This window comes from Gottfriedia sp. ABJ_BB2_2, assembly GCF_055484705.1.
The window spans coordinates 14,539-27,770 of record NZ_JBVFKR010000002.1 but is presented as its reverse complement, the minus strand read 5'-3'; the positions used below and the strand labels follow the sequence as shown (position 1 = coordinate 27,770).

15 protein-coding genes are annotated in these 13,232 nt (G+C 32.2%); 12 read left to right on the top strand and 3 right to left on the bottom strand.

What is annotated here, in order from left to right; translation table 11 throughout:
- Positions 1-17 precede the first annotated feature (17 nt).
- Complete coding sequence (locus ACX6U0_RS05140) at positions 18-842, bottom strand: metallophosphoesterase (RefSeq protein WP_464958911.1); 825 nt, start codon at positions 840-842, stop codon at positions 18-20.
- A gap of 123 nt (positions 843-965) precedes the next feature.
- Here ACX6U0_RS05140 and fadH point away from each other — a divergent pair, with 123 nt between their 5' ends.
- Together fadH and ACX6U0_RS05130 are read left to right on the top strand one after the other, a co-directional pair.
- A complete protein-coding gene (fadH, locus tag ACX6U0_RS05135) occupies positions 966-1,730 on the top strand; it encodes a 2,4-dienoyl-CoA reductase (protein ID WP_464958910.1) in 765 nt (254 codons plus the stop codon).
- Positions 1,731-1,744: 14 nt separating this feature from the next.
- Positions 1,745-2,959, top strand: a complete 1,215-nt coding sequence (locus ACX6U0_RS05130) for an EAL-associated domain-containing protein (protein WP_464958909.1) — start codon at positions 1,745-1,747, stop codon at positions 2,957-2,959.
- Between the two features lie 564 nt (positions 2,960-3,523).
- Here ACX6U0_RS05130 and ACX6U0_RS05125 read toward each other — a convergent pair.
- Complete coding sequence (locus tag ACX6U0_RS05125; protein WP_464958908.1) at positions 3,524-3,766, bottom strand: glutaredoxin domain-containing protein; 243 nt, start codon at positions 3,764-3,766, stop codon at positions 3,524-3,526.
- Positions 3,767-4,030: 264 nt separating this feature from the next.
- Between ACX6U0_RS05125 and ACX6U0_RS05120 the strand changes: the two genes are divergently transcribed.
- The 10 genes from ACX6U0_RS05120 to ACX6U0_RS05075 all read left to right on the top strand — a co-directional run bounded on the left by ACX6U0_RS05120 (position 4,031) and on the right by ACX6U0_RS05075 (position 11,316).
- A complete protein-coding gene (locus ACX6U0_RS05120) occupies positions 4,031-4,264 on the top strand; it encodes a YkuJ family protein (RefSeq protein WP_088000159.1) in 234 nt (77 codons plus the stop codon).
- A 136-nt stretch (positions 4,265-4,400) separates the two neighbouring features.
- Positions 4,401-4,919, top strand: coding sequence for a ribonuclease H-like YkuK family protein (locus ACX6U0_RS05115; protein ID WP_464958907.1), 519 nt, complete (start codon positions 4,401-4,403; stop codon positions 4,917-4,919).
- 54 nt (positions 4,920-4,973) lie between these two features.
- Positions 4,974-5,165, top strand: a complete 192-nt coding sequence (gene abbA / locus ACX6U0_RS05110) for an antirepressor AbbA (RefSeq protein WP_464958906.1) — start codon at positions 4,974-4,976, stop codon at positions 5,163-5,165.
- A gap of 303 nt (positions 5,166-5,468) precedes the next feature.
- Complete coding sequence (gene cbpB / locus ACX6U0_RS05105; protein WP_464958905.1) at positions 5,469-5,915, top strand: cyclic-di-AMP-binding protein CbpB; 447 nt, start codon at positions 5,469-5,471, stop codon at positions 5,913-5,915.
- Between the two features lie 68 nt (positions 5,916-5,983).
- Positions 5,984-6,853 (top strand): LysR family transcriptional regulator, encoded by an 870-nt coding sequence (locus tag ACX6U0_RS05100; protein ID WP_464958904.1) that lies wholly within the window; start codon positions 5,984-5,986, stop codon positions 6,851-6,853.
- Positions 6,854-6,934: 81 nt separating this feature from the next.
- A complete protein-coding gene (dapD, locus tag ACX6U0_RS05095; RefSeq protein WP_192601298.1) occupies positions 6,935-7,651 on the top strand; it encodes a 2,3,4,5-tetrahydropyridine-2,6-dicarboxylate N-acetyltransferase in 717 nt (238 codons plus the stop codon).
- Between the two features lie 57 nt (positions 7,652-7,708).
- A complete protein-coding gene (locus ACX6U0_RS05090) occupies positions 7,709-8,833 on the top strand; it encodes an N-acetyldiaminopimelate deacetylase (RefSeq protein ID WP_464959545.1) in 1,125 nt (374 codons plus the stop codon).
- 112 nt (positions 8,834-8,945) lie between these two features.
- Positions 8,946-9,488, top strand: coding sequence for a peroxiredoxin (locus tag ACX6U0_RS05085; RefSeq protein WP_088000166.1), 543 nt, complete (start codon positions 8,946-8,948; stop codon positions 9,486-9,488).
- 158 nt (positions 9,489-9,646) lie between these two features.
- A complete protein-coding gene (locus ACX6U0_RS05080; protein ID WP_464958903.1) occupies positions 9,647-10,102 on the top strand; it encodes a TlpA family protein disulfide reductase in 456 nt (151 codons plus the stop codon).
- A gap of 176 nt (positions 10,103-10,278) precedes the next feature.
- A complete protein-coding gene (locus ACX6U0_RS05075; RefSeq protein ID WP_464958902.1) occupies positions 10,279-11,316 on the top strand; it encodes a cytochrome d ubiquinol oxidase subunit II in 1,038 nt (345 codons plus the stop codon).
- A gap of 248 nt (positions 11,317-11,564) precedes the next feature.
- On the opposite strand, the gene rnjA is transcribed toward ACX6U0_RS05075, so the two are convergent.
- Positions 11,565-13,232, bottom strand: coding sequence for a ribonuclease J1 (gene rnjA, locus ACX6U0_RS05070; protein ID WP_464958901.1), 1,668 nt, complete (start codon positions 13,230-13,232; stop codon positions 11,565-11,567).

Here is a 13,232-nt window from a genome sequence, read left to right as displayed (position 1 = left end):
ATTAAGATTAAACTGTCTTAATTCGCTCTTTTTATTTCGATGGAGATGATTTCGGGAGGCGTTAAAAATCGAAATGGTAGTTTGGTTGTACCTACTCCATTTGATACGACTAAATTTCGTTCAAATTGTTCGGATAGCTGATATACTCCACGATTATATTTTTTTGCATATGGAGGCATCAGAAATGATTGGAAAAAAGGTATATATAACTGACCACCGTGACTATGTCCAGAAAGCTGTAAATTGATAGGGAAGTTTCTTGTTATTGTTGCAATATCAGGTTCATGTGCAAGAACAATTGTAAATGAATCTTTTTGAATGCTATTCAGTATTTTTGTATATTCTTTATCTCCTAGCATATAGTCATCAAGTCCTATAAACGAGATCTTCTCATTTTGAAAATAAAAGCTCTTTTCTTCGTTTTTTAATAAAATAAACTCACTACTCTTTAAAAGTTCTTCATATTGTTCGGTAAAATAGCCACCATGATCGTGATTACCATAGACTGCTAATTTTCCTCTTGTTGCTTTCATTTCTTTTAATAATGCTAATACTTCTGTCTCATAAGAAAATTTACGTATATCACTTATAAGATCTCCTGTAAATACGACGAAATCTGGCTTCAATTTATTTACCTTCGTGACAATCTTTCTTAATTGGTTTATATCTTTTTTATGACTTAAATGAGTATCTGAGATTTGAACTATTTTTATCGTAACATCATGATTAAGTTTATGAGGAAATGTATAATGTTTTGTTAACAAAACATTCGGTTCTATAAAAAGCCCGTAACTAACCAAACAAATACATACCAAGAATATTTTTACTGTTTTAGTAAACAATTGGTCACTACCTCTTTCAAAGAAAAATAAGCTACTTACTATATTAAATAGTTTAATAGTTAAAAATATTCTCAAAATAAATAAATGTTGTTACACTAGAGAAAAGAGATAGGAGGAACTAATTTGAAGGATAAAGTTGTCATTGTTACTGGTGGCTCAAGTGGTATGGGAAAAGCGATGGCCACACGTTTTGCGAAAGATGGCGCAAAAGTAGTGATTGCTGGAAGAGATCTAGACCGATTAACTGTAGCTAAAAGTGAGATTGAACAATTTGACGGACAAGTTTTACCTGTCGTAATGGATGTAAGAGAACCTGATTTAGTAAAAAAAATGGTAAATGAAGTTGATACAACGTTTGGTAGAATTGATTATTTGGTTAATAATGCGGCTGGTAACTTTATTTGCGCAGCAGAAGACCTATCAATCAATGGCTGGAACTCAGTTATTAATATCGTATTAAATGGTACTTTTTACTGTAGCTCAGAAGTAGGTAAATATATGATTCAAAAAGGCATTAAAGGTGCAATGACGAATATAATTGCAACTTACGCATGGGATGCAGGACCTGGAGTCATTCATTCAGCTTCAGCAAAGGCTGGTGTTCTAGCTATGACACGAACACTAGCTGTAGAATGGGGTAGAAAATATGGTATTAGAGTAAATGCAATTGCACCAGGACCAATTGAAAGAACTGGTGGTGCAGAAAAGCTATGGGTTTCTGAAGAAATAGCAAAAAGAACAATCAATAGTGTACCATTAGGAAGACTAGGCACACCAGAAGAGATAGCAGGTCTTGCAGCATATTTATTTTCAGATGAGGCTGGCTATATTAATGGTTCATGTTTTACAATGGATGGAGGTCAATCATTACATCAATATCCTTTCTAAAAAGGAGGTAGTTTATGGATCCTTTAGATGTAATCAGTAATTTAGATAAAGTTATCCCTTACTATCAGCCGATTTATGGTGCTGATACACAGAGCTGTGTTGGAATTGAAGTCGTGGGGAGAATGAATTTAGATAATATACATAGTCTAGAATTTTTCTTTTCCAATGATTTAGTTCCAGATGATTATCTTCTTGAAGTAGACAATCATATTTTAATTCAATCATTAGAAGAAGCTGTTCGATCTAATTTTAAAGGCAGTATATTTATTAACCGTCACCCATCAGCATTATTAACTGATGATCCAGAAAGCTTGCTATCAATTTTCCAAGCTTATGAGGCGAAAGGGATTAAGTTAAGTAATATTGTGATTATATTACAACATCAGTTATTTTATGGTTTTGAAAAGGAATTAAAAAATCTCATTACATATTACCAAACCTATGGTATAAAATTTGCTATAAATAGTGTGAACGATAAGTTAATAAACTTGGAAAAACTTCGCTATTTATCGCCTGATATTATTAAGATAGACTTTAAAATGGTTCAACAATTACACACATCATCCTTCCAAGATTTATTACATTCAGTCATTTATGTTGCAAGGAAAATAGGTGCATCAATGTATTATGATGGAATCATTGATTCACTTCAATTAAGGAATGCTTGGAAAAATGGTGGTAGGTTTTATCAAGGGGCATATTTATGTACTCCACAACCTACGATTAAGAAACTGAATCAAGAAAGCGAACAATTGAAAAATGATATCGTGAAATATATTCATGGAGAAAAATCAAAATTAATTGCTTTAAGAGACATGACAAATTTAATTCACCAAAGAGTCGAAGTTGCAATTAATAAATATAATATTGACTCAGATTTGGATGCATTTTTAGTCAAGATTTCTAGTGAATTGAATTCATTTTGTTTTAGAATGTATATTTGTGATGAAGATGGCTTTCAACAGTCTTCTAACTTGTTTAAATTGTATAGTGAACAATGGGAGCTCCAACAGAAATATCGAGGTAGGAACTGGAGCTGGAGGCCATATTTTTTAGAAACAATCTTAAAAATGCAGTCAAACGATCGAGGAATTTTATCAGATATGTATCGTGATATAGAAACTGGTGAAAAAATAAGAACATTTTCATACCCATTGGAGAATGGTAGCTATATTTACATTGATTTAAGTTATGATTTCTTATTCAAACATAATGAATTACTTTTTTAAGGAAGACTCAATTAAAATTAACGGTAGATATTTTGCAAAAGACATATTCTAAAAATAGTTAATAGACATTGTGGTTTTAGGCAAGCTACCGCTTGGAGTCTCAAGCTTAGCTTAATGGAAAGCGAGCATCCTGAAACAGAAAATCAATATCCGTTTTTACGGAGAAATAAAGAAAAAAGTGACTGTCTAAATTTAAGGAGTCACTTTTTTTATTTTTGGGATGATATTGTTTGATTTATTCTAAAAGAATCATATCGTGGCTTTGAAGATAGCTTGTCAACTTTTGTAAAAAAGAACCGAACGAAAATTGTAGTGAAAAGGTTTTCATGGATGTTACGATTATGTAAAGAATATTAGATGAATGATTGAGGGAGGATTTAGTGTGAAGGGACTAGTATCAAAAGTTCTGATCGTATCGTCCATTATGTTTTTTGCATTCCACTATATCGGAGTAGGATAATCCATAATACCTTATTTTATTTTTCATTAAAATATATCTTTAACAAAACATGAAAAAAGACCATTCCTAAAAACTAGTTAGACTAATTTTTAGGAATGGTCTTTTTATGACTTAGTGATTTTTTGCAAAGCAGCTTCAATTTGTTCCATTTGTACACCACGTATAACTTCATTCTGAATGATTAAAGTTGGTGTTGAAAACGAATCTAGCTCAAACATCATTCTTTTCTTTGCCGATTCATCTTTTGAAACATTATATTCCACATATGAGATGTTTAATTCTTTCAAGTAATTTTTGAGAAATTCACATGGTGGACAGCCATCTTGAGTAAATAATTCAATTTGCATAAACTTTCATCCTTTTAATAGTTATTTTTACTTAAATATTTAAATTTAATCTTAATATTACATATAAAATTAAAAGATAGAAAGAATTTTGTTTTAACACTGTGTGAATCATGTAACTTTAAGCTTGTATTTATTTACAAATACAAGTATCCTTATTAGTGGACACTTACATAACTAATATCTATTGTAAAATTTTTGGATAGAAATTGTAAGAAAGTATAACCTATATTTAGGGAATGACACATGGTAGAAAGGAGTTCTAATATGTCTTTATTATCAGGAATTTTAGAACGCTTAGAAAGCTTAATACAACAATCAACGAACGGTGAAGTTGCACAGAGATTTTTTGAAGTAAATGGTGAAAGAAAATGTAGTGTAAAGTATTCAGAAAAAAATGCTTTTGAATTAGAAGTATTTAGACAAGGTGAAAAACCACAAACGTTTCCATACGATAACATCGATATGCTAGCGATTGAAATATATGAACTGATTTCTTAATATTTGTCATGAAAAAACAAGCGAAAGCTTGTTTTTTTTATGTTGTAAAACATATTGAAATAGATAGGTCGTGCTAATCCCAATTCAAGTTGAATACATTATTATGTATTGATAATGAAAAAGGGAGGTTATGATTGTGAATGAAGATCAGTATAGATTTTATAATGTTAGTGAAAGAAACTTAAGTTTTGATCAAGTCGTTTCCAGGCTATATCATTTTGTAAAATGTGATCCAAATAAACAATACCGCCTTTCGATAGGGACCGATTCACAGGTGCATAGTAATGGAACAAAATTTATTACAGCCTTACATTTACACAGAGTTGGAAATGGGGCTTGGGGGTGCTTACATACTTGTTGGCATCAAAGGAAAATTAGAAATTTAAAAGAAAAGATATTTCTTGAAACAATGTATAGTCAAGAAATTGCATTTCTACTAACTCCATTTCAATTAGAAAAAATCTTTAGTCCACTCCATGAAAATGCTAATTCAAATAACTTTAGTTTTGAGATTCATTTAGACATTGGTACCTCAGGATTAACAAAAGAATTTATTCAAGAAATGACGTCAAAAGTTAGTGCAATGGGGATCATTCCAAAGATCAAACCTGATTCATATACAGCTTTTAGTTATGCAAATAAATTTACAAAATAATAAGTTTAAGATGAATAAACATTGATTAAAATGAAAATTAGGAGGGATTGATGAATGCAAAGTGAACAACATTTCACAGAGGACGAGTTAAATTTATTGGTTGATACTGTAATGAAGCAAAATTATGCGATTGAACTTATTTCATCTCAAATAACTGATATAGAAAATGGACTAATGGATGCTGGTGATGACCAATATAAGAGACTTATTCATTTGTATCAAAAACTAAGGGATTTGGGTTTATGAATTATCATAGAATTAAACGTATCGATAAATCATTATATTTATCGATACGTTTTTTTTATTTTTATGGTATCCTTGTTGCATTGGAATGCACCTTCAAATCTGATAAGATAGTATTTGGGACTAGTTAATCATTGTCCTAGAATATAAAATGATGTAATCGTTTGGAAGATTAGGTTAGGACGTTTATCTCTATTTCGTTAAGTTGAGATTTTCAATGATTAACAAGTCAATAAAATGACTAAATCCTTTCTGTTTGAAAGGTAAGAAAAGTACTTAGTACTTTTAAAATAGGGGGACGATCTTTTGATTAGTATTGATGGACAACAATTTTTTGAACATAAAGTTGAGGAAGTTATCATATCTAGTGAAAAAGTTGCGCATGTTCAAATAGGAAACAGCCTAGAGCATGCCTTATTAGTACTTACAAAATCAGGATACTCTTCGATACCAGTATTAAATCCAAAATTTCAATTACAAGGATTAGTTAGCACAGCGATGATTTTAGATAGGATTTTAGGGTTAGAGAGAATAGAGTTTGAACGATTAAGTGAGATGAAGGTAGAAGAAGTAATGGGAAAAGAAATTCCTTTACTATATACTACCGATACATTAGCAAGGGGTTTAGAATTGGTCATTGATCACCCGTTTGTTTGTGTAGTAGACGAAGAGAATACATTTGAAGGTATATTAACAAGAAGAGTCATTTTAAAACAATTAAGCAAAAACATTAGAAGATATAATAAACAATAATTTTCAAAAAAGTAGGTCATCAAGGATTGACTTACTTTTTTTATCATGTATCTAGTTCGAGGTGAACAATGCAAATAGATGATATTCGTTTAATGATTACATTAGCAGAAGAAAAGAATATGAGAAAAGCTGCAGAGCGATTATTTGTTTCACAACCTGCTCTTAGTCAAAGACTACAAAATTTAGAGAAACAAATGGGAAGTGAACTGTTTATTCGTTCTCAAAAAGGTTTGATTATTACTGCATCTGGAGAGATTATATTAAACTATGCTAAGAGAATGGAAGAAACATATCAAGGTATGTTAGAACAACTTCAAATATTAAAATCTGATATTTCCGGTACTCTAAAGATTGCCGTTTCTTCAGTTGTAGCACAGTATTGGTTACCGCCAGTATTAAAACGATATGTATCACAATTTCCTGACGTCCAAGTTTCATTATTTACAGGGTGGAGTAGCGAGATTACGAATCGTTTATATGAAAATGAGGTCCATCTAGCAATTGTAAGGGGTAATCAAAATTGGTTTGGTGAAAAAGAATTGTTATTTTCAGATGAACTATTATTGGTAGACACAATCAAACATGAGCTAGCAGATTATAAAGAAATCGGGCGACCATTTATTCAGTTTAAGAGTAACTCTAATTACTATCAATTAATCCAATCTTGGTGGTATGAACACTTCAATTCCTTGCCTAAGCATGAGATAGTTGTTGACCAAATTGAAACATGTAAACAATTCGTCTTAAACGGTTTAGGTTTTGCAATTTTACCTTCAACAGTATTACATGATGTGTTTGATGAAAATATTATCAAAACACCTTTATTTACAAAGGAACATACACCATTATTTAGGGATACATATTTATTATATAATAGAGATGCAATGAAATTAAAACAAGTAGAAGGTTTTATCGAGTCAATCCGAAAAAAAAATTGAAGATAAGTTCACAAAATCTTGCTTGTTAGATACTAGTTTTGATAGAGTAATCTTATTGAGATTCTTAAGGAGGCAACAAAAATGAAATTAATGGATGCAAATGAAATTATTGCTTTTATTGCGAATAGTACAAAGAAAACACCTGTAAAGGTTTATGTAAAGGGTCAATTAGACAAGCTTACGATTTCTGAATCTGTACAAGCTTTTATTTCTCAAAATTCAGGCGTATTATTTGGAGAATGGGATGATGTAAAAGTTATTCTTGAAGGACAAAAAGAATACATAGAAGATTATGTAGTAGAATCTGATCGTCGTAACTCAGCAATTCCTTTATTAGATTTAAAAGGAATCAAAGCTCGTATCGAGCCAGGTGCATTTATTCGTGACCAAGTAACAATTGGAGATAATGCAGTTATTATGATGGGTGCTGTAATTAACATTGGAGCGGTTATTGGAGAAGGTACAATGATCGATATGAACGCAGTGCTTGGAGGCCGTGCAACAACAGGTAAAAACTGTCACGTTGGCGCAGGAGCTGTTTTAGCAGGCGTTATCGAGCCACCATCAGCAAACCCAGTTATTCTTGAGGATAATGTATTAATCGGTGCAAATGCCGTTGTATTAGAAGGAATTAGAGTTGGAGAAGGCGCTGTAGTTGCTGCAGGTGCAATTGTTACAGAAGATGTTGCACCATATACTGTAGTAGCAGGAGTTCCAGCTAGAAAAATTAAAGATATTGACGATAAAACGATTTCAAAGACTGAAATCATTCAAGCTTTACGTAATTTAAATCAATAAGGTGATTATGTTAGTTGGATAAAGCGTAGAATATTGATTCTACGCTTTTTTTCGGAGGTGTTGTTGATGGAAACATTCGTAAAAATAAGAAGAGATTTACATCTAATTCCAGAATTAGGGTTTCAGGAATTTAAAACTCAAAGCTATTTACTAGAGTATTTATCAACGCTAAATCAAGAGCGGATCATCATTCAAACTTGGAAAACTGGTATATTTGTCCGAGTAAAAGGAACAAATCCAAGTAAGACAATTGGCTATCGAACTGATATTGATGGCTTGCCAATGAATGAAGCAACAGGATTGCCTTATGCATCTACTCATGAAGGTAGAATGCACGCTTGTGGTCATGATGTACATATGAGTATTGCTTTGGGCGTTCTGACGAAGCTTGTGAATCATCCGATCAAAGATGATGTTGTGTTCATTTTCCAGCCTGCAGAAGAAGGTCCTGGTGGAGCGGAGCCTTTACTAAAAAGTGAAGAATTTACTTTATTTAAGCCTGATCGTATTTATGCCTTACATATCGCACCAGAGTATACAGTTGGCACGATTGCCACAAGACCGGGTATGTTATTTGCACATACATCTGAACTATTTATCGACTTTCATGGATTAAGTGGTCATGCAGCATTTCCACATTTAACAAACGATATGATTGTTGCCTCAAGTCATTTTATTACTCAAATCCAATCAATTGTTTCAAGAAATGTGAATCCTTTAGATAGTGCGGTTATTACGATTGGTAAAATTACCGGTGGTACGGTTCAAAATGTAATTGCAGATCATGTGAGAATTGAAGGTACTATGAGAGCGTTAAGTGAAGAAGCAATGAAAAAATTAAAAGATAGAATTCAAAGTCTTGTCAATGGATTTCAAGAGAGCTTTCAGTGTAAAATAGAAGTAGATTTTGGAAGTAATTACTATGGAGTCATCAATGATGAAACGATTACGAATGAATTTTTTGATTTTGCGAGACAATATGACGGTATTCAAGCTGTTGAATGTAACGTAGCAATGACTGGAGAAGATTTCGGTTATATGACAAAAGATATTCCAGGGATGATGTTTTGGATTGGTGTTGATTCAGAGTTTGGATTACATCATCAAAAGTTAAATCCGAATGAGGATGTCATTCCACTCATGATTCAATTCATTTCAGACTTTATTGGAAAAAAAGCTTGAAAATTGTTTTCATTTAATAATAATTATTATTAAATATTGACTTTAAAAAGGTAGTTTAATATAATATCATTTGTATGATCATTAACTACATAAATTATTGGAGGTAAATATAATGGCAGAACGTTTAGTAGGAAAACAAGCTCCTCGCTTTGAAATGGAAGCAGTATTACCAAACAAAGAATTTGGTAAAGTAAGTTTAGAAGAGAACATGAAAAACGATAAATGGACAGTATTATACTTCTATCCAATGGACTTTACATTTGTTTGTCCAACAGAAATCGTTGCTATTTCAGATCGTTATGATGAGTTCGAAGATTTAGATGCTGAGGTTGTAGGTGTATCTACTGATACAATCCACACTCACTTAGCTTGGATTAACACTGACCGTAAAGAAAACGGCTTAGGTCAATTAAGATACCCATTAGGTGCTGATACAAACCACGTTATTTCTCGTGATTATGGCGTTTTAATTGAAGAAGAAGGTATCGCATTACGTGGATTATTTATCATTAGCCCAGAAGGCGAATTAATGTACCAAGTAGTTCACCACAACAACATTGGTCGTGAAGTTGATGAAGTATTACGTGTACTTCAAGCTTTACAAACTGGTGGACTTTGCCCAGCTAACTGGAAACCAGGTCAAGCAACTTTATAATCAATTAATAATGTAATACAAATGAAAAGGTCTAACATATTGTTAGGCCTTTTCAATACATAAACAATCAAAGTGCAGGCGATTAAGCCTAACCACGGATAATCCTAAGCCTAAAACTTGGGATTACTTTGTTACGAATTAGTTAGGAGGAAGAATCAATGAGATTACGTTCACCAATGCCAGATTTAAACGGTGCGACAGCAGTATTAAATAAAGAGGTTCAAAAAGAGGATTTAATCGGTCAACAACCAACACTTATTCATTTTTGGTCAGTAAGTTGCCATTTATGTAAGGTAGCTATGCCAAATATAAACGCATTCCGTGATGAATATAAAGATCGATTAAATGTTGTTAGTGTACATATGCCAAGATCTGAAGACGATTTAGATATTGATAAAATTAAAGAAGTTGCAGAAGAACATGGCATTACACAAACAATTTTAGTGGATAACCAACATACAATTACGGACGCATTTGAAAATAAATATGTTCCATCTTACTATGTATTTGATAAAACTGGTGCATTAAGACATTTCCAAGCTGGTGAAGGTGGAATGCCGATGTTAGAAAAACGTGTTAATCGTGTATTAGACGAAGCGGCTAAAGTTGAATAAGTTGAAAAAAGAGACTTTAACGAGTCTCTTTTTTTTGTGAAAAGGTACTGGTCATTTGTAAGGTCAAATGCAACAGACGTGATAAAAAGTAATTATAAATAGATGTTATTGTCTTTTATCGGTATAATAAGGAGAATAACGATTATATCGTGGAAGTTTTTTAGGAGGAAATGATTTTGGAAATACAAACGATCGCAATTTTTATATTATGGTTGTTTTTATATGCCTACATGATTATTGCTTCTATAGATTTTGGTGCAGGGTTTTATGCCTTTTATGCTATTTCAACGAAAGAAGAACCTAAGTTGATTGGTTTAATCAATCGTCATTTATCATCGATATGGGAATTGGCCACATTATTTTTTATTTTCTTCTTTGTAGGTGTTGTAGGAATATTTCCTCGAGTTGCATATTATTATGGAGTGCCTCTTTTAGTACCTGGAAGCGTAGCAATGATCTTATTAGCGATTAGGGGATCGTTTTATACGTTTCAACAATACGGTGGGAAGAAGAGTCAATATTTCTTGTTGTTATACGGTGCTACTAGTTTATTAATACCAGTTACTTTATCTACGGTTCTAACGATATCTGAAGGCGGTTTTATTATCGAAAATGGTACAGATATTCGTTTTTATCCATTAAAACTAATTACGAACTTTTATTCTTTATCTGTAATGCTATTAGCTGTATGTTCAGTATTGTTTATCAGTGCGATGTTTTTAATTTACTCTGCAAAACTAGTAAACGATTCTGAGTCTGAAAATAAATTAAGGAAATATGTTCTTGTTTGGTCGATACCGACAATTATTTCAAGTATTATCGTATTTGCATCTATGAAGCTACATAATAGTGTTCACTTTGAAAGAATGCACAATGTTTGGGGATATTTTTTAATTTCACTGATTTGCTTCGGAATTGCAATACTATTCATCATAAAAAGAAAGCGATATGGATTGGCTTTTATATTAGTGTTAATGCAATATTTCTTTGCTTTTTTTGGATACGGAGTGAGTCATATGCCTTATATACTTTATCCTTATCTACGAATTGAAACGAGTTTTGCAAAAAGTAGTTTGGCGTTTATATTAATTATTTTCTTTGTATTATTTTTATTCATCATTACAATTTATTTTATCTTTTTAATGATGAATAAACCAATTTTCATGAAACTGTATTTAAAAAATCATGATAAAAATAATGTAACTGAGAAATAAAATGAAGCTTACTATTTTGTTAACAAATTCTTTATATGGAGAAATATATTATCTTGTTTTAAATACATTTTAAATAGTAATAAAACCGTATAAGGGGCTGTCTCTTATGTCAATATGACACGAGGCCACCCCTTTTACATTATCAATTTCGTACATTTAAAAATACTTATGAGAGATATCAAAAATGGCAACTAATTAATTGATTAATTAGTTGCCATTTGTTTTATTATTCAAATGCTTTTGTTTGTTTATACTTCCATAATAATAGGAAGGATCATAGGTTTACGCTTAGTTTTTTCGTAAAGAAATGGAGATAATGTGTCTGTAATTTCATTTTTAATTTCAGACCATTGAGATGTTTTACGATCCATTATTTTATTTAAATGAGCAGAAATCATCGCTTGTGCCTCATTAATTAAATCGCCACTCTCTCTCATGTAAACGAAACCACGTGAAATAATATCAGGACCAGCTGAAATTTTAAATTCTTTCATATCAATACTTACGACAACAATAACAAGACCTTCTTCAGATAGAATTCTTCTGTCGCGTAAAACGATATTTCCAATATCTCCGATTCCGCTTCCGTCAATATAAACGTTTCCTGAAGGTATTTTACCAGCAACCATAGCTTCATCAGAACGTAGGGCTAATACTTCACCGTTATCCATGATGAAACAATTTTCTTCTGGTACACCACAGTCCATTGCTAATTTAGCATGCATACGTTGCATTCTATATTCACCATGAATTGGCATGAAATATTTAGGTTTCATTAAACGAAGCATAAGCTTTTGTTCTTCTTGGCCACCATGACCACTTGTATGAATATCATTTAATGAACCATGAATTACTTCTGCACCTGCGCGGTATAAAAGATTGATTGTACGGTTTACGCTCATTGTATTACCTGGGATTGGTGAAGATGAGAAGACAACTGTATCTCCAGGAATAATTTGAATTTGACGGTGTGTACCGTTTGCAATTCTAGATAAAGCTGCCATTGGTTCACCTTGGCTACCAGTACATAAGATGACGATTTGATTCGCAGGAATTCGATTGATTTGCTGTGCATCAATAAACGTATCTTTTGGACATTTGATATAACCTAGGTCATGACCGATGTCAATATTAGCTTCCATACTACGACCGAAGACTGCTATTTTACGACCTGTAGCAATCGCAGCCTCAACAACTTGTTGAAGACGATGGATGTTTGAAGCAAAAGTAGCAAAAATGATACGACCATCAACCTTACGGAAAATTTCATTGATCGTGTCACCAACTTTGCGTTCTGACATTGTGAAGTGAGAAACCTCACTGTTTGTACTATCAGAAAGTAAGCATAATACGCCATCTTTCCCGATTTCAGCCATCTTTGTTAAATTAGCTGAATCTCCAACTGGTGTGAAATCAAACTTAAAATCTCCAGTATGGACAACTTGTCCTTGAGGAGTTTTCACGACAATACCATAACAATCAGGAATACTATGTGTAGTACGGTAAAACGTAACACTAGTTTTTCTAAATTTAATGATGTCATCTTCTTTAATTTCTATTAACTTAGCTTTACGTAATAGACCGTGCTCTTCTAGTTTATTTTTAATTAAAGCTAAGGCAAGTTTACCACCATAAATAGGTATATTTAATTCTCTTAATAAATATGGAATACCACCAATGTGGTCTTCATGTCCGTGAGTGATAAATAACCCTTTAATTTTTTCCTCATTTCGAACTAAATAGGAATAATCAGGAATTACATAGTCTATCCCTAATAGCTCATCTTCAGGGAACTTGATGCCGGCATCGATTAATATAATTTCATCTTGGTATTGTACTGCGTATGTATTTTTTCCAATTTCCCCTAAGCCACCTAGTGCGAATACGGCAGCTTGATCATTTTTAAGAAATTTCAT